14 protein-coding genes, 1 tRNA gene and 5 pseudogenes are annotated in these 18,904 nt (G+C 60.6%); 12 read left to right on the top strand and 8 right to left on the bottom strand.

Annotated features, from left to right (window positions below):
* Positions 1–53: 53 nt before the first annotated feature.
* A complete protein-coding gene (locus ACQVLG_RS01525; RefSeq protein WP_474292529.1) occupies positions 54–1,103 on the top strand; it encodes a lysozyme inhibitor LprI family protein in 1,050 nt (349 codons plus the stop codon).
* 3 nt (positions 1,104–1,106) lie between these two features.
* Positions 1,107–1,610, top strand: a complete 504-nt coding sequence (locus ACQVLG_RS01520; RefSeq protein ID WP_474292528.1) for a hypothetical protein — start codon at positions 1,107–1,109, stop codon at positions 1,608–1,610.
* A 19-nt stretch (positions 1,611–1,629) separates the two neighbouring features.
* Here ACQVLG_RS01520 and ACQVLG_RS01515 read toward each other — a convergent pair whose 3' ends face one another.
* The 5 genes and pseudogenes from ACQVLG_RS01515 to ACQVLG_RS01495 all read right to left on the bottom strand — a co-directional run bounded on the left by ACQVLG_RS01515 (position 1,630) and on the right by ACQVLG_RS01495 (position 5,546).
* On the bottom strand, positions 1,630–1,875 hold the full coding sequence (locus ACQVLG_RS01515; protein WP_474292527.1) for a hypothetical protein: 246 nt from the start codon (positions 1,873–1,875) through the stop codon (positions 1,630–1,632).
* Positions 1,876–2,145: 270 nt separating this feature from the next.
* A tRNA-Lys gene (locus tag ACQVLG_RS01510) sits at positions 2,146–2,221 on the bottom strand.
* A gap of 68 nt (positions 2,222–2,289) precedes the next feature.
* Positions 2,290–4,057, bottom strand: a pseudogene (locus ACQVLG_RS01505) (GspE/PulE family protein).
* 46 nt (positions 4,058–4,103) lie between these two features.
* Complete coding sequence (locus tag ACQVLG_RS01500; protein ID WP_474292526.1) at positions 4,104–4,892, bottom strand: spermine/spermidine synthase domain-containing protein; 789 nt, start codon at positions 4,890–4,892, stop codon at positions 4,104–4,106.
* A 141-nt stretch (positions 4,893–5,033) separates the two neighbouring features.
* Positions 5,034–5,546: a glycine zipper 2TM domain-containing protein gene (locus tag ACQVLG_RS01495; RefSeq protein ID WP_034747447.1), complete on the bottom strand. Its 513-nt coding sequence runs from the start codon at positions 5,544–5,546 to the stop codon at positions 5,034–5,036.
* Between the two features lie 401 nt (positions 5,547–5,947).
* On the opposite strand from ACQVLG_RS01495, the gene ACQVLG_RS01490 reads away from it, so the two are divergent.
* The 5 genes and pseudogenes from ACQVLG_RS01490 to ACQVLG_RS01470 all read left to right on the top strand — a co-directional run bounded on the left by ACQVLG_RS01490 (position 5,948) and on the right by ACQVLG_RS01470 (position 11,278).
* Positions 5,948–6,346 carry a barstar family protein gene (locus ACQVLG_RS01490; protein ID WP_086146799.1) on the top strand — a complete coding sequence of 133 codons (399 nt, stop codon included), beginning with the start codon at positions 5,948–5,950 and terminating at the stop codon, positions 6,344–6,346.
* 156 nt (positions 6,347–6,502) lie between these two features.
* Positions 6,503–7,112 (top strand): annotated as a pseudogene (gene purN, locus ACQVLG_RS01485) (phosphoribosylglycinamide formyltransferase).
* 21 nt (positions 7,113–7,133) lie between these two features.
* Positions 7,134–8,457: pseudogene (locus ACQVLG_RS01480) on the top strand (RsmB/NOP family class I SAM-dependent RNA methyltransferase).
* Between the two features lie 122 nt (positions 8,458–8,579).
* The gene (locus ACQVLG_RS01475; RefSeq protein ID WP_474292525.1) at positions 8,580–9,998 is read left to right on the top strand and encodes a mechanosensitive ion channel family protein; all 1,419 of its coding nucleotides are present in this window, start codon (positions 8,580–8,582) and stop codon (positions 9,996–9,998) included.
* 72 nt (positions 9,999–10,070) lie between these two features.
* Positions 10,071–11,278: pseudogene (locus ACQVLG_RS01470) on the top strand (DesA family fatty acid desaturase).
* Between the two features lie 139 nt (positions 11,279–11,417).
* Here ACQVLG_RS01470 and rpmG read toward each other — a convergent pair.
* The 3 genes from rpmG to radC form a co-directional block, all read right to left on the bottom strand.
* Entirely contained in the window at positions 11,418–11,585 is a 168-nt protein-coding gene (gene rpmG / locus ACQVLG_RS01465) for a 50S ribosomal protein L33 (protein WP_010400929.1), read from the bottom strand.
* A gap of 22 nt (positions 11,586–11,607) precedes the next feature.
* Positions 11,608–11,844 (bottom strand): 50S ribosomal protein L28, encoded by a 237-nt coding sequence (gene rpmB, locus ACQVLG_RS01460; protein ID WP_010400928.1) that lies wholly within the window; start codon positions 11,842–11,844, stop codon positions 11,608–11,610.
* A 247-nt stretch (positions 11,845–12,091) separates the two neighbouring features.
* Complete coding sequence (gene radC, locus ACQVLG_RS01455; protein ID WP_230539763.1) at positions 12,092–12,766, bottom strand: RadC family protein; 675 nt, start codon at positions 12,764–12,766, stop codon at positions 12,092–12,094.
* A 249-nt stretch (positions 12,767–13,015) separates the two neighbouring features.
* On the opposite strand from radC, the gene ACQVLG_RS01450 reads away from it, so the two are divergent.
* The 5 genes and pseudogenes from ACQVLG_RS01450 to ACQVLG_RS01430 all read left to right on the top strand — a co-directional run bounded on the left by ACQVLG_RS01450 (position 13,016) and on the right by ACQVLG_RS01430 (position 18,891).
* Complete coding sequence (locus ACQVLG_RS01450; protein WP_474292524.1) at positions 13,016–14,872, top strand: LamG-like jellyroll fold domain-containing protein; 1,857 nt, start codon at positions 13,016–13,018, stop codon at positions 14,870–14,872.
* A gap of 134 nt (positions 14,873–15,006) precedes the next feature.
* Positions 15,007–15,462 carry an FKBP-type peptidyl-prolyl cis-trans isomerase gene (locus tag ACQVLG_RS01445; RefSeq protein WP_070224501.1) on the top strand — a complete coding sequence of 152 codons (456 nt, stop codon included), beginning with the start codon at positions 15,007–15,009 and terminating at the stop codon, positions 15,460–15,462.
* A 9-nt stretch (positions 15,463–15,471) separates the two neighbouring features.
* Complete coding sequence (gene ispH, locus ACQVLG_RS01440) at positions 15,472–16,422, top strand: 4-hydroxy-3-methylbut-2-enyl diphosphate reductase (protein WP_474292523.1); 951 nt, start codon at positions 15,472–15,474, stop codon at positions 16,420–16,422.
* A gap of 295 nt (positions 16,423–16,717) precedes the next feature.
* Positions 16,718–17,649 (top strand): annotated as a pseudogene (locus ACQVLG_RS01435) (branched-chain amino acid ABC transporter permease).
* A 21-nt stretch (positions 17,650–17,670) separates the two neighbouring features.
* On the top strand, positions 17,671–18,891 hold the full coding sequence (locus ACQVLG_RS01430) for an ABC transporter permease subunit (protein ID WP_474292522.1): 1,221 nt from the start codon (positions 17,671–17,673) through the stop codon (positions 18,889–18,891).
* Positions 18,892–18,904 lie beyond the last annotated feature (13 nt).

The following is an 18,904-nucleotide window of genomic DNA, read 5'->3' as shown; positions in this document are numbered from 1 at the left end:
GCCTGGCTGATCAGTTAAACTTGCCGCTTTATTCACGCTGGCGCCGATAGAACATGAAAATTTGTCTACCCTTATTGAAAACGGCATTGCTGGGCGCGAGCTGCCTGCTGGCTGCCCCGGTTTTTGCCGCTGCCGCGGCGCCATACCCGAATACCAGCGCCATGGGCGTGGGCCATGCGGAAAGCACGGCCTGGTATGCGGGCTGCCTGAAGGTCAAGGATGCGGCACCGCCGCCGGCCGACATGCCGGCGCCGTCCGTCGTGGCATCCTTGCAGCAATGCCAGGCGACAGACCTGTATTACGATACCAAGAGTATGTCCTCGCCCAAGCCGGCCGACTGGCGTCCCGCGCGCCATTGCGCCATGGCCACGCAGAACAGCGCCGTGCTGATGATGCTGTACCAGAACGGACAGGGCGTGCAGAAAGACCCGCTGCTGGCGCTCAAGTATGCGTGCAGCATCGACGCGGCGCCGGCCGAGATGCAGGGCCGCATCGAACACTTGCAGAAGATCAATGCCAGCGGGCGCGGCATGATCGACTTGTGCGACGACATCACCAGCGGCTACATGATGGGCGTGTGCAGCGCCATCGATGCGCGGCAAAAGCAGCGCGTGCGCGCGCAGGCAACGGGCAAGGCCAGCGCAAGCATGCCTGCCGTGGCGCAAGCATCGCTGCAAAAGCTGCAGACGGCGGCAAGCAAGTTTGCCGATGCGCGCGCGGCCAATGAAACGGACTTGAGCGGCACGGCACGCGCCGCCCTGAGCATCGCGGCCCGCACGGCCGAACTCGACTTGCTGGCGCACGATCTGCGCGAATACGAAGGGGGCAAGTTGCCGGCCAGCAGCATGTCCAAGGAGCAGGCGGCGGCGCTCGACAAGGAACTCAACGCCATCTACGGCAAGCTGATGAAAAAGCCAGCGGAAAGCCATGCGGGCGCCGTGGACAAGGACGGCATCCGCGCCACCCAGCGCCTGTGGCTCGCCTACCGCGATGCCTGGATGAACTTTGGCGCCGTGCGTTATCCCGCCGTCACCAGCGAGACCTGGGCCGGCCGGCTGACGGCGCGGCGCAATGCGCAACTGCAAGACTTGCTGGAGAATTGACGCATGCGGGAAGCGTATTACCACGAAGACGATTTCTGCATGATCGAACTGTTGCCGCTGGATAATTTGCAGCACTGTGTGACGCAGATGGGCGAGCAGCAGGCGTTCGCCGATGCGCACCGCAGCGGCGCCGGCTGGACGGACATGTATGTGATCAAGGCGCCACCGTCGCCACTGCGCGCGCTGGGTCTGACGGCGGATCAGTTGCGCCTCGCGCTGGACCATGCCTTGCCGCCGTACGACGCCGTCTACACGGGCTACAGTAGTTACCGCGTGGAATGCAAGAACGTGCTGGCCTTTGGCGGCGACAAGACGGAAACAGTATTCGCGGGCCTGGACGACAAGGGCATCGTGTGCAACCTGTGGTGCAGCGACGCCATGCCTGAGCTGTTGCTGCTGCCCTTGAAAGAGCAGTTGCTGCTGGCCGACTGGGGCGCGGGGTTTGCGTGTCCGCTGGCCGATGGCGACTTGTTCACCCGTTATCTGCAGGAGTATGAACTGGACTGATCGAACTGAACTGAACTGATTACTCGCAGGCGATGGCGTTCGGCTGCGCCACCTTCACCACGGACGCCAGGCGCGCCATGTCGTTGCCGTCGCCTTGCTCGACGTACGGTTGATACGTGTCAATGACGATGCGCGCCCGCGCCTGCCAGCCGCAATTGTCGGCCTGGCGCGCGGGCACGCGCAGCAGCCGGCGCGCCTGGGCGTCGTTGCTGAAACAAAACCACGCATCGTGCGTGGCGGCAGGGCGGGGGGCAACCGGCCCCACTGCGCCTTGTCGGGCGCGAAACAGACGCGGTTGCCGATGATTTCCAGGCTCATCTCGTCCGTGCGCAGGCTGTACTCGCCGTCGAGCACGATGGGCGCTTGGGCTTGCGCTTGGACTTGGGCGGACAGGCAAGCGGTGGCCAGGAGGAGGGCGGCGGCAAGTTTCATGCGTTTCTTTCAGGGCTGGCAAGACGAAGCGCCAGTATAACCGCGGGGCCGAAAATGCAAAAAGCCCATCCGTGAGGATAGGCTTTTTAGTACTGCGCATTCGTGGTAGGCCGTGCGGGATTCGAACCTGCGACCAACGGATTAAAAGTCCGCTGCTCTACCAGCTGAGCTAACGACCCGAAAGAGGCCGCATTATATATCAGTTGAAAAAGAATGCAAAGCATTCCTGCACGAAAATGAAGATGGCTCAATGCAGGGCGGCCGTGAGCTTCAGTACTTCGTCGATGCTGGTCGTGCCGTCGATGATCTTGCGCGCGCCGGCGATGCGCAGCGGCGTCATGCCGTCGAGGATGCTCTGGCGGCGCAAGGCGTGCAGGTCGGCGCCCGCCTTGATGAGCTGGCCGAACGTTTCCGTCACGCTCAGCAGTTCATAAATGCCGGCACGTCCCAGGTAGCCGCTGTGGCGGCACAGGGCGCAGCCGACGGGGCGATATGTAGCCTGCGGCCGTTCCAGCTGGCCGCCCGTCAGGCGCTGCCATGGCGCGTCGCCCGGGGCGGCATCCAGCTGCTTGCAGCCCGGACACAGGCAGCGCAGCAGGCGTTGCGCCAGCACGCCGATCAGGCAGGCTTCCAGCAGATAGGCGGGCAAGCCCAGTTCCAGCAGGCGCATGACGGCCGACGGCGCGTCGTTGGTGTGCAGGGTCGACAGCACCAGGTGTCCCGTCAGCGCCGCCTGGATGGCCATCTCGGCCGTGGCCAGGTCGCGGATTTCTCCGACCATGATGATGTCGGGATCTTGCCGCATCAGCGCCCGCACGCCATCGGCAAACGACAGTTCGATGCCGGCCTGGGTTTGCACCTGCATCTGGTTGAAGGCCGGTTCCACCATTTCGATGGGGTCTTCCACCGTGCACACATTGACTTCGCTGCCGGCCAGCGCCTTCAGGGTGCTGTACAGGGTGCTGGTCTTGCCCGAACCGGTGGGGCCCGTGACCAGCACGATGCCGTGCGTGCGCGCCGTCAGCTGGCGCCAGCGTTCGGCGTCCGCGGGCGGAAAACCCAGGTCAAACAGGCTCTTGACGGCCACTTCCGGGTCGAAGATGCGCATGACGAGCTTTTCGCCGAAGGCCGTGGGCAAGGTCGACAGGCGCAGCTCGACTTCCTGCCCCTGCGCATTGCGCGTCTTGATGCGGCCATCCTGCGGGCGGCGCTTTTCCACCACGTCCATGCGCCCGAGCAACTTGATGCGCGCCGTCATGGCCAGCAGCACCACGGGCGGCAACTGGTAGGCCTGGTGCAGGCGGCCGTCATGCGCAGGCGCACGAGGCCCGCGTCGCGCTTCGGTTCCAGGTGGATGTCGGACGCGCGCTGGGCAAACGCGTATTGCCACAGCCAGTCGACGATGCGCACCACGTGCTGGTCGTTTGCGTCGAGGCTGGTTTTGTTGCGTCCCAGTTCCACCAGTTGCTCGAAATTGTGGCGCAGCGCCAGGTCTTGCGTGGATGCTTGCCGGGCCACCTTGACGGAAGTTGCCAGGCTGAAAAATTGCGCAATGGCATCGGCGATGTGCAGCGGGTTGGCGATGACCAGGCTCAGCTTGCGTGGCGCCAGCTTGCCCAGCTGCGCCTGCCAAGCGAGCGCATATGGCTGGGCCGTGGCGATGACGATGCGGTCAAGCGTGCTTTCCACGGGCAGGATATTAAAACGGGCGGCATAGCCGGCCGTCATGACGTCGGCTACCTGGCTGAAATCGATGTGCAAGGGATCGATGCGCAGATACGGCAGGCTTGCGCGTCGGGCCAGCCAGGCGCACACAGGGTGTCGAGCGTGAGTGCGCCGTGGGCGATGCTGCACAGCGGATGCAAGGCCGGCGCCGGCAGCAGGGCGGCCTGCGTGGCGATGGCGGCCGCTTGCGCTGCGTCAAGCATGCCGTCTTCCTGCAGCCAGGCCAGCAGTTGCGGCAGTTGCAGCGGCGTGTCGGGCGAGATGGGAGAGGGAGGAGGGGAAGCGGGCATGGCCGGCGCCTTTCAGGGCTGCCGGCCTGCGTGGGCGTGCCGGCGCTTACAGGGTGCTGGCGATGCCTTTGACCCAGGTCTTGGCGGGCAGCTTGGTCTCGGCGACGATCTGCTTGGCGCGTTCCAGCAAGGCGGCTTGCGCTTCGGTATCGAGCGTCACTTTCGTCTTGAACGCGATCGCCACCACGTTCCCATCATGGACTTCCGGCAGGCAGATCACCTGCGCAAACGCAAACTTCATCGCCTTGATGTTCTTCGCGTAGCTGGGATGGTCGCCGAACAGGTTGACCGTCATGATGCCGTGCTGCGCCAGGCAGGCGCAGCAGGCGGCATAGAAATCGGCGCTGTCGAGCACGGGACCGCGCGCCGTGGCGTCGTACAAGTCCACCTGCAGGGCGTCCAGGGTGCCGTGGTTGGCTTCATCGTTGACGTAGTCGAGCGCATCCATCTCGCGCACGTGCAGGCGCTCGTCGTTGGGCGGCAGCTTGAACATCGAGGCGCAGATGGTGATGACGGACGGATTCAGTTCGATGGCCTCGACCTGTGCCTGCGGGAACTGGCGGTAGCAGAACTTGGTCAGCGCGGCCGTGCCCAGGCCCAGCTGGGCGAGGCGCTGCGGTTGCTCGATCCACAACATCCACGCCATCATCTGCTGCGCGTATTCGAGCTCCGGCCAGTCCGGCTTGCGGATGCGCATGGCGCCCTGCACCCATTCCGTGCCGAAATGCAGATAGCGCACGCCATCCATTTCCGACAGGGTGACAGGGGCGTAGCGGGGCTTGCGCGCGGGGCGCGAGGATTCGACTTGTTCGATGGATTTTCGTTTGATAAGCATAAGGCGGCCTGAAAGTGTGCCGCATTATAGCCCGTGCCGGGACGCCATAAAAAATGCCGGCCCCATGAGAATGATATGGAGCCGGCATTTTAATACTGAGTAACAACGCCTATGCCGACGCGCAGCAGCTTATGTCAAGCGTTACTGCTGCGCTGGTTCGATGGAGACGCGCAGGCGGATGCGTTCGCCCGGATCATAGGACATGATGCTCGTGTAGTTGCGGCCGCGGTAGTCGTAGGTGACCTGATAGCCATTGTTGCGGCTTTCCCAGTGGTCGACCTGGCGGCACTGCTTGACGGCTTGTTCCTGCACGCCGCCCTGGTAGTTGTTCTGGTTGTCGACACGGTCGCCCACGACGGCGCCGGCAATCGCGCCGGCGGCCGCGGCGGCCGTGCGGCCATTGCCGCCACCGACCTGGCTGCCGAGCAGGGCGCCGGCGATACCGCCGACGATGGAACCGCCGGCGCTGCGCTGTTGCGGCGGAGCCTGGACTTGCACGTATTCCGTACGGCATTCCTGGCGTGGACGATTGATCTGTTCCACTTGCGGCACGACGCGCACGACCTTGCCGAAATCTTCAAAGTCGGCGGCCTGGGCGAGTGGCAATGCACCGATACAAAGGGCTGACATCATCAATTTGGCTTGCAAGTTCATTTGTAACCTCGTTATCTAGAGAATCTTTCAGGGTATTTTTTACAACTTGGGACTATAGTAATCCCGCCAGGCCCGGGCAAGTGTTTCGCATGGCAACAAAATGTAACAGCCCAAGCCCCTTGCCCCACAGTCTGTAACATGCACTTTCAATCGATACAAGATGTTGAAGTGACTTGAAACCAGCGGTTTGTAACAAATCTTGCGTTTGACATCATATTCGGGTTGATTCATGCAGGACAACACGTTACCCTAATACGCGTATGGCTTATATAAAATCGCACTGAATCGCATAAAAGTTGATACAGATCGAATCACCGCGTGCGCATTGACCCGCGTGCGGGGATGCAATAAGAAGAGCAGCTAGAAAAAATCCATACATAACAGGTCGATTTGAGGGAAAAATGAGTTTGTTACTAACCGTGCCGCCCAACCTTGTCCAGTCCATCCGTGCCTTTCGCGTGACCGAATTACAAGACGAGGCGATCCGTCTCGGGCAGCACTTTTTATATGCGCATTGCAACGCTGGACAGACCAAACAACAAGTCATCGGCATTATTGCAGAAGCATTCCTGTTTCCGAAAAACCTGGCGAAGAATTTCGATGCCCTGCGCCTGTGCCTGACGGACACCATGTTCAAGGCGGGACCGCAGACAGGTTTCCTGGTGGTGCTCGAGCAATTGCCAAATACGCAAAAATTCGACAAGGAAGCGCGCGAGATCCTGCTCGACGTGTTCCGCGACGCGGCCGACTACTGGGCCGAGAAGAAAGTCCCGTTCCGCGTCTTCTATTCGTTCGAGTAAGCACCTGCTCACGCCGCGGCGGCGTCAAACCAGCCTTTCATGCCCTGGCCGGGTGGCGTAATCGGGCAGCGGCGGCGGCCCGGCAGGCATGTTGCGCCGCAACAATAATAGCGGCCTTTCTTGGTTCGCATCGCCATAGCGGGTACAATGCGCGCTATGAAAAATATCGTTATCCTCATTTCCGGACGCGGCAGCAACATGGAAGCGGTCGTGCGCGCGGCGCAAGCCGAGCAATGGCCAGCCCGTATTGCCGCCGTCATCAGTAACCGGGCCGATGCCCAGGGACTGGTTTTTGCCGCGGAACATGGGATAGCGACGGCAGTCGTTGCCAACAAGGATTATGCCAGCCGCGAACAGTTCGATGCGGCGCTGCAAGCCGTGATCGACGGCTACACCCCCGACCTGGTCGTGCTGGCCGGTTTCATGCGCATCCTGACGCCGCCCTTCGTCGAGCATTACGCGGGGCGCATGCTCAATATCCACCCGTCGCTGCTGCCGCTGCTTCCCGGGCATGGCGACGCACCGCCAGGCGCTTGAGGCGGGGGTGACGGAACACGGCGCGACCGTGCATTTCGTGACGGCCGAGCTCGATCATGGCCCTGCCGTGGCGAGCGCGACCGTCCCCGTCTTGCCCGGCGACACAGAAGACAGCTTATCGGCGCGCGTGCTGGTACAGGAACATCTGCTTTACCCGCGCGCCATCCGCCTGTTCATTGACGATAAACTGTCGGTCGAGCATGGCCAGGTCCGCGTGGACCCTCAATAAAATATTACAGGAAGAATAACAATGAGATTGCCACCAGCGATACTTGCCAATGCTGAAGAAGTATTGCGCGAAATTTTACGTTTCACGGCCCCGGCCGACACCACCCTGTCGCGCTATTTCCGCGACCATCCGCGCCTCGGTTCGCGCGAACGCGGCGCCATTGCCGAAGGCATTTATGCCGTGCTGCGCAACAAATCGTTCTTCACGGACTTCGCCGAAGCGGGCAGCGGCCCGACCATGCGCCGTTTGACCATCCTCGGCCTGGCCGAAGCCGTGGGCGCCGACTCGCTGGGCGGCCTGACGGAAGAAGAAGTGGAATGGCTGGAACGCATCACGCAGATCGACCGCAGCCTGATGCCGGCGAACATGCGCGCCAACATGCCGACCTGGCTGTTCGACAAGCTGATCGCCCAGTTCGGCGAAGCGGAAACCATGAAGCTGGCTGACGCGCTGAACGCGCCGGCGCCGCTGGACTTGCGCGTCAATTCGCTCAAGGCCACGCGCGACGACGTGATGCTGGCCCTGGCCGAAGCGCCTATCCTCAGCACGCCGACGCCGTTTGCGCCGCTGGGCTTGCGCGTGATCAAGAAACCATCGCTGCAAAACCTGCCATTGTTCCAGAGCGGCGCCATCGAAGTGCAGGATGAGGGCAGCCAGATCCTGTCGCAGATCGTCGGCGCCAAGCGCGGCGAGATGGTGGTCGATTTCTGCGCCGGCGCGGGCGGCAAGACCCTGGCTCTGGGCGCGCTGATGCGCAACACGGGCCGTCTGTACGCGTTCGACGTGTCGGAAAAGCGTCTGGCCAAGCTCAAGCCGCGCATGGCCCGCAGCGGCCTGTCGAACGTGCATCCGGTGCAGATCGCGCATGAGCGCGATGCCAAGATCAAGCGCCTGGCCGGCAAGATCGACCGCGTGCTGGTCGATGCCCCGTGCAGCGGCCTGGGCACCCTGCGCCGGAATCCGGACGTCAAATGGCGCCAGCAGCCGAACTCCATCGTCGAGCTGCAAGCCAAGCAGGCAGCCATCCTGGCCGGCGCGGCGCGCCTGGTCAAGGGCGGCGGCCGCCTGGTGTACGCCACCTGCAGCTTCCTGAACGAAGAAAACGATTTTATCGCCGAGCAATTCCTGGCGGCCCATCCGGACTTCACCCTGGTGCCGATGAGCAAGGTACTGGCCGAACAGAAGATCGAGCTGGAAATGGGCGACTACCTGAAACTGCTGCCGCACCTGCACCAGACCGACCGACGGCTTCTTCGCCGCCGTGTTCGAACGCAAGGTCATGCCGAAAAAAGTCTACGCCGATGAAAAACCGGCCGACGACGTTGACGCTGAACCAGCCGAGTAAGCCTGTCACGGGCCGCCGCTGCGCCTTGCAGCGGCGGCCTTCAATGCCGCCAGCCCGCCTGGCGGCATGGGATCACTGCCCATCCGTACCACCTTCGTCCCACCTTCCGGACCGCATCCGCCATGAATGAAACCCCGCTGCTGAACCTGATCACTGATTTTGTCGACGATTTCCGCCAACCGGCCATCCTGTGGCAGGCGCTGGTCATCGTTGCCTGCCTGGCGTTGAGCTGGCTGCTGGTGCGGCAGTTGCGCGTATTCCTGCACAAGCGGGCGGAAGCGGCGGCCACGCCCGCCACGCCGGAAACCCTGCAGCGCACGGACAGTTTCATCCGCATTTTGACGCCCGTGCTGGCGGCCATGCTGCTGGGCATTGCGCAACACTTCCTGGCCAAGTTCCAGTCGGTGAACCTGCTCAGCATCGCCATCCCCCTGTGCACGTCGATGGCGCTGGTGCGCTTCGGCTTTTATGTGCTGCGGCGCATTTTTGCCCGTCATGGCGACATCAGTCCCACGATGTTGCTTCTGGAAAAGATATTCACGGTCGTGGTGTGGGCCGGCATGGCCCTGTATATCACGGGCCTGTGGCCGGAATTGCATACCTTCCTGGAAAGCATCGTCGTGCCGCTGGGACGCAACAAGGTGTCAGTGGCTGCCATCTTGCAAGCCGCTATTTCCGTCGCCGTGCTGCTGGTGCTGGCCATGTGGGCCGGCACTTCGCTCGACGAGCGCCTGATGAAAATGCAGGGCTTGCACACTTCCCTGCGCGTGGTGCTGTCGCGCATGGGCCGCGCCGTGCTGATCCTCGTGTCCGTGCTGGTCAGCCTGTCGCTGGTGGGCATCGACCTGACGGTGCTGTCCGTGTTCGGCGGCGCCTTCGGCGTGGCGCTGGGTTTCGGCTTGCAAAAGATCGCCGCGAACTTTGTGTCCGGTTTCATCATCCTGCTCGACCGCAGTCTCACCATCGGCGACATGATTACGGTGGGTCAATTTACGGGCAAAGTCACGCAGATCAATACGCGCTATACTGTGTTATTGGGCGGCGATGGGGTTGAATCCATCGTGCCGAATGAAATGCTGATTTCCGGCGGCGTGCAAAACATGTCGCTGAGCAACCGCATGGTGTGGCTGTCGACGGCCGTGTCGGTGGGCTATGAAACGGATCTCGATGTCATCTTCCCCTTGCTGGAAGCGGCGACGGCCAAGGTGCCGCGTGTGTCGCAAAGCAATCCGCCATCGGCCACCCTCGTGCGTTTCGGCGCCGATGGCCTTGACGTGCAGATCGGCTTCTGGATCGCGGATCCGGAAAACGGCACGGGCGGCGTGAAGTCGAATGTGAACCGCGCCATCTGGCGCACCTTGCAGGAACATAAGGTTACTGTACCGTTTCCGCAACGCGAATGCGTATTGTTGGTACGCCTCCTGCCCCGCTCGCCAGCGCGGCAGACGGTGAGTCCCCGCCATCCGGCACCCAGCCTTAACCTCGCTGCCTGCCTCCGTTTTTGCCTGATAGTACCCATTAGGGCGTACAATCACGCCTAAAATTAACTCTGCCGGACCTCCAGAGTCACTGGAGCGACCGTGCGCACGCCCTGTCCACTTGGAGTAGCAGTAATGACATTGAGTTCCGTTTTACACGACGTTTTGCAGTTCATGGCCACTGGCATTACCGATCTGTCCGCATGGCAAGTTTTCCTGTACACCATGGTGGTCACGCACATCACGATCGCCAGCGTCACGATTTACCTGCACCGCCACCAGGCCCACCGGGCGCTGGAATTGCACGCCATCCCCAGCCATTTCTTCCGTTTCTGGCTGTGGCTGACGACGGGCCAGGTGACCAAGGAATGGGCGGCCATCCACCGCAAGCATCACGCCAAGTGCGATACGGAAGAAGATCCGCACAGCCCCGTGACGCGCGGCATCAAGAAAGTGTTCTGGGAAGGCGCCGAGCTGTACCGCGCTGAATCGAAGAACATGGAAACCATGGCGAAATATGGCCACGGCACGCCGACGGACTGGATCGAGCGCAACCTGTACACCAAGTACAGCTGGCTGGGCGTGGTCTCGCTGTTCGTCATCAATTTCATTTTGTTCGGCGTGATCGGCATTTCCGTGTGGGCCGTGCAAATGATGTGGATCCCCATCACGGCGGCCGGCATCATCAACGGCATCGGCCACTACTGGGGCTACCGCAACTACGACTGCGCCGACGCGGCCACCAACATCATTCCGTTCGGCATCCTGATCGGCGGCGAAGAGTTGCACAACAATCACCATACGTATGCGACGTCGGCCAAGCTGTCGTCGAAATGGTATGAAATCGATATCGGCTGGGCGTATATCCGCGCGCTGGAAATGCTGGGCCTGGCCAAGGTGAAAAAGCTGGCGCCGGAACCGAGTTCTCGCACGGCAAGCTGGAAGCGGACTTCGAGACCTTGCAGTCGGTCATCGCCAACCGCTACGACGTGATGGCCAAGTATGCGAAATCGATCAAGCATGCCTGGAAAGAAGAGCTGGAGCACCTGAAGCACAAGGCCGAGCTGGAAAAGCGCTTCCTGAAATCGTCGCGCAAGCTGATGCAGCGCGAACCGGGCAAGCTGGCCGATGCGCACCACGAGCAGCTGTCGGAATTGTTCCAGCACAGCAAGGCGCTGGAAACCATGCACCACATGCGCGTGGAGCTGGGCGCCATCTGGGAGCGTTCGCACTTTACGCGCGAGCAATTGCTGCAAAAGCTGCAAGACTGGTGCACGCGCGCCGAAGCGTCGGGCATCCAGTCGCTGCAGGATTTCTCCTTGCGCCTGCGCAGCTATGCCTGAGTAAGCTGTTGCGCCATATCAAGGCCCTGGATTCCAGGGCCTTTTTTTCGTTCCGGCACAAGGGGAGAGCGGCGAGTGAAAATCAGGGCGAAAAAAAACCGCTCATCGGAGCGGCTCTTTTTACAGAACACAATATCAATTACTTGATTTTGGTTTCTTTGTACGTTACGTGCTTGCGTGCTTTAGGATCGAATTTCATGATCTCCATTTTCGCAGGCGTCGTACGCTTGTTTTTGGTAGTCGTGTAGAAGTGACCCGTACCGGCGGTCGATTCTAACTTGATTTTGTCGCGGCCTGATTTTGCCATGATAGCTCCCTTATTCTGCTAATTAGACTTTTTCGCCACGAGCGCGCATATCGACCAATACGGCGTCGATGCCGACTTTATCGATGACGCGCAGACCGGCGTTGGACAAACGCAGGGAGACCCAGCGGTTTTCAGATTCAACAAAAATACGACGATTCTGCAAGTTAGGCAAAAAACGACGTTTGGTTTTGTTGTTTGCATGGGAAACATTGTTGCCGACCATCGGCTTCTTCCCAGTGACTTGGCAAACACGTGCCATGGCGCACTCCTTAAAGATATTCCAAATTGGAAAAACGAGAGTATATCCAAAATAAGCCGATTTATCAATGACTTGCGAAAAACAATTGTGTCATGTTGTATTGAAATAATTTAACAATTTGACGTTTCCCCTTCGTCATAGGGGAAAGCACTGGTAAACAGCGCTGTTTACTGTTAGATAAGCGTCCCGCTGCTGTCACGTATGTCCTTGTTTACACATGGTTAACTGTGAATCGCCTGGCGCCGGCCTAGATCTGGCCGTGTTCCGCGAACGAATGCACTTGCCGCCCGGCCACGACGAAATGGTCGAGGATGCGCACGTCCACCAGCGACAACGCTTGTACCAGCGCGCGCGTCAGCAATAAATCCGATTCGCTCGGTTCCGGCGAGCCGGACGGGTGGTTGTGCGCCAGCATGACGCTGGCCGCGTTGTGCAGCAGCGCCTGTTTCACCACTTCGCGCGGATACACGCTGGTGTGGGTGAGGGTGCCGCGAAACATTTCCTGGGTCGTGATCAGGCGGTTCTTGACGTCCAAAAACAACACGTGGAATGCTTCATGCGCCAGGTGGCCCAGGGTCAGGCGCAGATAGTCTTTCACCGCATGCGGCGAATTGAGGGCTTGCCCCGCCTGCAAGTCCTCGATGATGGCGCGCCGCGCCAGTTCCAGCACCGCTTGCAGCTGGGCAAACTTGGCGCTGCCCATGCCATGCACGGCGGAAAAACTCACGAGGCTGGCGCCAAACAGGCCCCGCAGGGAGCCGAAGTGCTCGACCGTGTCGCGCGCCAGTTCCACGGCGCTCTTGCCGCGCACGCCCGTGCGCAGGAAGACGGCCAGCAATTCCGCGTCCGACAGCGACTGCGCGCCATCCTCGATCAGGCGTTCGCGCGGCCGTTCGCCGGCCGGCCAATCCTTGATGCCCATGCTGCCTCCCGTTCGCGCCCAGCTCGTCGTGGCGCCTGCCGACGATTGTCGCGCCTTCCCCGGGCGGCCATGCTGCGCTAGCTAGCTCGTCTTCCTGTCAATTCATAGTAAAAAAAAAAAAACCAAGATGCCCGGCCCGGCCATTTTCAGGCGCTATCATTTGCCTGTCGTTGCATTCCATGCAAGTTGCAGCGGCGGGGAGTCAGGGCCCTGAACTCAATGTCTTCCACTTGTTTGACAGGAGTCGTCATGCCGTACATCAAAGTTATCAATGGAGTCATGCAAGAGTTCAACGCCGCTGGCGTCAACACGGGCAAGGTCAGCGGCATCGGCCTCAATTCGCACGCGTATCTGGAACACCGTAGCTGGAGTGTGACCGCACCGCTCGTTCCGGCCCCGAAGAATCCCGATTACACCACCGATTTGCCGTATCTTGCCGCCAACGGCTTCAAGTACATCCAGGTGATGGTGGCGCCTTTTAACGGCAAGGCTGGCAGTTGGAACTGGGGCTATGTTGTGGGCGAGCCAAAGTTCGCCCCCGACAATACGCTAATCGATATGAATATCAATGCATCGTACTGGAGCGCTGTCACTGCGTTGCTCGATTGCGCGCTGGCCAACGGCATCGGCATCATCGCCTGCCCATTCTGGAATCCCTACGCCGTGCCGCAATTGGTGGGCGAAGCGGGCCCGGAGGGCGCCACAAAAGACGAACAGGCCGCAGTCGCGAAGGTCGCACTGGTCAATCCGCAATCGAAGACACGCCGCTACATGCGTGCCTTTGCCCAGGCTTTCGCACAGCACTACAGCAACCACCCCGGCATCGCCGCCTGGATGGCTGCGCAGGAACTGATGGCCGTGACCGAGATTGACTTGAATGCCACCCGGGAAATCATCCAGGAAACGGCGCAATTGCTGCGCGACAACGATGCCCTGGCCAGAATGATTTCCTCCGGCAATGCAGGAATCCCCTCCTATACACCGCGCAAGGGTACCCTCAAACAATACATTGCGGAAACCCTGCCATTCCTGAATCCGGATCCCATCGACTGTCTTTGTGAAAACCTGTTCCTGAATAATGAATATGTCAGCGCCCTGGACAGCGGCGCGGATCTGCCAGCGGACTTCGTCTCGTCCTCGCTCGCCTATCTGCAAGTGATGCAGCGTGCCGCCCATACCTTGGGCAAGCCGTATTACCTTGGCAGCTTTTGCTTGTCGAAAGAGCAGGAACTGGCTTTGCAAGATACCGAGCGGCAAGACAACTTGCACGCCTTGCTGAGCGCCATACGCCGTACGGGCGTGCAACTGGCGTGCTATTGGGACTGGAATGGGGGCAAGTCGATGGAAGACAAAGGTCTGAACCTGGTGGAGACGCCGGCGTTCAGCAACAAACGCAAAGCTGTATGGAACGCCTTGCGCGGCGAAGATGCCATGCGTCCGGCGCCGCCTACGCCTTGCTTCGGCGTAACGAAAACCTTGCAATTCCAGCCTGGCCTGATGTTGACCGTACCGTCGTCCGCGCGCTACGAGAGCGCGGATTTTTCGCTGTCGTATTGTATCCGGCAGCAGGCTTTCTCCTCGACCGTTGCTCTGGCGCAGGCTTTGGTAGCGCATCAGGCGAACAAGAAAGGATGGGCGCTGCTGACGCAGGATATCAAGACGTTCCTGTATTTATTCAATGGCGTTGGCGACAATGGCCTGGGCGCCAACAGCAATGGGCACGGCTTGACGGTGGACATTCCCAACCGCTGGTTCCGCTGTACTTATACTGTGAAGCATGATGGACGCATCAGCCTGTATGTGGATGATTTCCTCATGTATCAGAGTTTGCAAAACATGGCGCCGCCATTCTTGAATGCCACTGGCACCCCGCTGGTGATCGGCCGCGCCGCGCATGCGCAGGAGCAGGGCGCGCCCGCCTGGCAGTTGTCGGACGTCATCCTGTACGACCGCGTGCTGACACCGAAGGAAGTGTATGACTATGGCCAGTATGGCATCGTGCACCGGCCCGTGGGGCGCTGGAAGCTCGACGGCAACCTGGAAGACAGCTCCGGCTTCGGCAATCACGCCAGCACGCCTGGTGGGTTGACGTACGTCAACGTCTGATTCGCCGATCCGACGTCGGATGTGTTGCGCGGCCATGTTTTTTGACAAAAGCATGGCCGCGCCGAGATGGCATGGGGCGCGCTGGCTCAGGGTGGCTTACAATATCGTTTTGCACCAGTTACCTGAAAACTACTATGTCCAACGAGCAACCAGCAGTCGTCACCGAAGCGGCTTACCTCACCCTGCATTATCGTCTTGCCACTGTTGACGGTACTGACATTGTCACGACCTTCAGCGGCAATCCCGCGACCTTGATGCTGGGACAGGGCCAGCTGGCGCCGTTCCTCGAGCAGCGCTTGCTGGGCTTGCCTGAAGGCACGCACCAGACGTTCGAGCTGGCTGCCGGCGAAGGCTTTGGCGAGCGCAATCCCGAGCTGGTGCAGTCCGTCTCGCGCGCGACCCTGGACGAAAACTCCGTGCCGGGCGCCGACTACAAGATCGGCGACCTGGTCGACTTCGCCGCGCCGGGCGGCGGCCGTTTTGCCGGCGTGCTGCGCGAAATGCGCGAGGACTCGGCCCTGTTCGACTTCAACCATCCGCTGGCGGGCCAGCCGCTGCGTTTCGAAGTCAAGCTCATTTCGGTCCTGTAAGGAATAGCGATGGATAAAGAACTGTTACTGGCCCAGCCCCGCGGTTTCTGCGCTGGCGTCGACCGGGCGATCGAAATCGTCGAACGCGCCTTGCAGCAATTTGGCGCACCGATCTACGTGCGCCATGAAATCGTCCACAACGCCTACGTGGTGGCCGACTTGCGCAACAAGGGCGCCATCTTCATCGACGACCTCGATGACGTGCCTGCTGGCAATACACTCGTGTTTTCCGCCCATGGCGTATCGAAAGCCGTGCGCGCCGAGGCGGAATCGCGCGGCCTGAGCATTTTTGACGCGACTTGCCCGCTGGTCACCAAGGTGCACATGGAAGTGGGCAAGATGCGCCGCGAAGGCCGCGAGATCATCATGATCGGCCACGATGGTCATCCCGAGGTGGAAGGCACCATGGGCCAGGCCGATATGGGCATGCATCTGGTGGAAACGCTCGACGATGTGGCGAACTTGCAGGTCGCCAATCCGGACAGCCTGGCCTATGTTTCGCAAACAACGTTGTCAGTTGACGACACTAGCGACATTATTGCGGCCTTGAAAGCGAAATATCCGAATATCGCCGAGCCGAAAAAAGGCGACATTTGCTACGCCACCACCAACCGCCAGGAAGCCGTGAAATTCATGGCCCCGCAAGTGGAAGTGGTGATCGTCGTGGGCAGCCCGAACAGCTCGAATTCGAACCGCTTGCGCGAAGTGGCCGAGAAGATGGGCACGCCGGCCTACATGGTCGACAATGCCTCGCAGATCGATCCCGCCTGGCTGGAAGGCAAGCTGCGCGTGGGTGTGACGGCTGGCGCCTCGGCGCCCGAGGTGCTGGTGCAAGCCGTCATCGACCGCCTGAAAGAGTGCGGCGTGAAGAGCGTGCGCCCGCTCGATGGCGATGTGCAGGAAGCCGTCACGTTCCCGATGCCGAAAGGCCTCGACGGCATCAAGCGCGACGTCGCCTGAGGCCATAGGGCGATTGAGTATCGATGAAATAGTCACCTCAAAACCGAATTTAATTCGGAAATGATCGATTTATTCCAAGCTTAGTTTTTGCAAAAGATCGTTATGATTGCCTCAAGCTTGAATATGTTGTCGTTATGACTAAGCGAGGTCACGCCCGTTTTGAGTGCGTGCACCATGCTGGTGAGAACGGTCCAGGGATGGCACTGCAGGAATTCTTCCTCCGGTGCCGTTTTTGTATCAACGGCATATTCTGGCGGAAGTTGTTCCCGAAAAATGCATATTTGATAGGGCAATCATGGATACATTCATCCAGCAGATCATCAACGGCCTGGTGTTGGGCAGCATGTATGCCTTAGTCGCCCTCGGTTACACGATGGTGTACGGCGTGTTGAACCTGATCAACTTCGCCCACGGCGACGTGCTCATGATCGGCGCGCCATGGTGGGCTTGACCATCCTCAAGCTGCTGGGCATTTATGTGCCCGACTGGCCCGGCTATCTGAAACTGGCCACCGCCATCCTCGGCGCCATTCCCATCTGTATTCTGGTCAACATCATCATCGAGCGGATCGCCTACCGCCGCCTGCGCAACGCCCCCCGCCTCGCCCCCCTGATTACCGCCATCGGCGTTTCCATCCTCTTGCAAACCTTCGCCATGATGATCTGGACGCGCAATCCCTTGCCCTTCCCGCAATTGCTGTCGACCGACCCCATCAACATAGGCGGCGCCGTGATTTCGCAAACGCAAGTGCTGCTGCTGGCCCTGGCCGCCTTGTCGATGGGCGGATTGGTGTTGCTGGTGGAAAAAACACGCATGGGCCGCGCCATGCGTGCCACGGCGGAAAACCCCCGCGTGGCCGGACTCATGGGCGTCGATTCCGACAAGGTCATCGTCGCCACCTTTGCCATCGGCGCCGCGCTGGCGGCCGTGGCGGGCGTGATGTGGGGCGCCAACTATGCCTCGATTCAATTCTCCATGGGCGCCATCCCCGGCCTGAAAGCCTTTTGCGCTGCCGTGCTGGGCGGCATCGGCAATATCTATGGCGCCATGCTGGGCGGTATCTTGCTGGGCATTATAGAGAGCCTGGGCGCCGGCTATATCGGCGACATCACGGGCGGTTTCCTGGGCAGCCACTACCAGGATATCTTTGCCTTCGTCGTACTGATCATCGTGCTGACCCTGCGCCCGTCCGGCATCATGGGCGAACGCGTGGCCGACCGTGCCTGATGTGACACTGGGAGATTAATCATGGCACTACTCGATTTCGACGCAAAAAAGAATCCGGCCAAAGCCTACGCCGGCATGCTGGGCCTGGCCGCGCTGCTGATGGTGTTCCCGTTTTTTGCCGCCCAGTTCGGCAATTCATGGGTGCGCATCATCGACATGGCCTTGCTGTACATCATGCTGGCTCTGGGCCTGAACATCGTCGTCGGCTTCGCCGGCCTGCTCGACCTCGGCTACATCGCCTTCTACGCCGTGGGCGCCTACCTGACGGCCTTGCTGGCCTCGCCCCAGTTCGCCATCCTGCTCGAATCCGTGGTGAACCAGTATCCCGTGCTGGGCGAAACCCTGGTGCAGCTGATGGGGCCGGAAATCCGCGAGAACGGCATCCATTTGTCGATCTGGATCATCGTGCCGCTGGCCGCCGCGGTGGCGGGCCTGTTCGGCGCCCTGCTGGGTGCGCCCACATTAAAATTGCGCGGCGACTATCTGGCCATCGTGACCCTGGGCTTTGGCGAGATCATCCGCATTTTCATGAACAATTTGAACGACCCGATCAATTTCACGAATGGCCCGCAAGGCATCAATTTGATCGACCCCATCCGCATCTTTGGCGTCAACCTGGCGGGCGAGGCGGGTACCAACAGCACCGTCACGGTGGCCGGTTTTTCCATGCCGTCCGTGAATGCGTATTACTTTTTGTTCCTCTTCCTGTGCATCGCCGTCGTGTTCGTCACCAAGCGCCTGCAGCATTCGCGCCTGGGCCGCGCCTGGGTGGCCATCCGCGAAGACGAGATCGCCGCCAAGGCCATGGGCATCAACACGCGCAACGTGAAATTGCTGGCCTTTTCCATGGGCGCCTCGTTCGGCGGCGTGGCCGGCGCCATGTTTGCATCCTTCCAGGGCTTTGTTTCGCCGGAATCGTTCTCGCTGACGGAATCGATCGCCGTGCTGGCCATGGTGGTGCTGGGCGGCATCGGCCACATCCCCGGCGTGATCCTCGGCGGCGTGATCCTGGCATCCATTCCCGAAGTGCTGCGCCACGTGGTGGAACCGGCCCAGCAGGCGCTGTTCGGCCACGTGGTGATCGAGGCGGAAGTGCTGCGCCAGCTGCTGTACGGCCTGGCCATGGTGTTGATCATGCTCAACCGTCCTGCGGGACTGTGGCCATCGCCGAAGCACGAAGACCGGCCCGACCACGATGTGGATCAACAACCGAACAAATCAACCGGCGTCGTGTCCGCTTAAGGAGGCAAGTACC

The sequence above is a fragment of the Janthinobacterium sp. TPC_1 genome (genome assembly GCF_056037845.1).
The sequence above is the reverse complement of the archived record's forward strand: the minus strand, read 5'-3'. Positions and strand labels throughout refer to the sequence as shown.

Bases quoted from the DNA above. Each gene is read 5' to 3' on its own strand.
- ACQVLG_RS01525 (WP_474292529.1), top strand. From the start codon at position 54: ATGAAAATTTGTCTACCCTTATTGAAAACGGCATTGCTGGGCGCGAGC.
- ACQVLG_RS01520 (WP_474292528.1), top strand. From the start codon at position 1,107: ATGCGGGAAGCGTATTACCACGAAGACGATTTCTGCATGATCGAACTG.
- ACQVLG_RS01500 (WP_474292526.1), bottom strand. From the start codon at position 4,892: ATGCTTATCAAACGAAAATCCATCGAACAAGTCGAATCCTCGCGCCCC.
- ACQVLG_RS01495 (WP_034747447.1), bottom strand. From the start codon at position 5,546: ATGAACTTGCAAGCCAAATTGATGATGTCAGCCCTTTGTATCGGTGCA.
- ACQVLG_RS01490 (WP_086146799.1), top strand. From the start codon at position 5,948: ATGAGTTTGTTACTAACCGTGCCGCCCAACCTTGTCCAGTCCATCCGT.
- ACQVLG_RS01475 (WP_474292525.1), top strand. From the start codon at position 8,580: ATGAATGAAACCCCGCTGCTGAACCTGATCACTGATTTTGTCGACGAT.
- rpmG (WP_010400929.1), bottom strand. From the start codon at position 11,585: ATGGCAAAATCAGGCCGCGACAAAATCAAGTTAGAATCGACCGCCGGT.
- rpmB (WP_010400928.1), bottom strand. From the start codon at position 11,844: ATGGCACGTGTTTGCCAAGTCACTGGGAAGAAGCCGATGGTCGGCAAC.
- radC (WP_230539763.1), bottom strand. From the start codon at position 12,766: ATGGGCATCAAGGATTGGCCGGCCGGCGAACGGCCGCGCGAACGCCTG.
- ACQVLG_RS01450 (WP_474292524.1), top strand. From the start codon at position 13,016: ATGCCGTACATCAAAGTTATCAATGGAGTCATGCAAGAGTTCAACGCC.
- ACQVLG_RS01445 (WP_070224501.1), top strand. From the start codon at position 15,007: ATGTCCAACGAGCAACCAGCAGTCGTCACCGAAGCGGCTTACCTCACC.
- ispH (WP_474292523.1), top strand. From the start codon at position 15,472: ATGGATAAAGAACTGTTACTGGCCCAGCCCCGCGGTTTCTGCGCTGGC.
- ACQVLG_RS01430 (WP_474292522.1), top strand. From the start codon at position 17,671: ATGGCACTACTCGATTTCGACGCAAAAAAGAATCCGGCCAAAGCCTAC.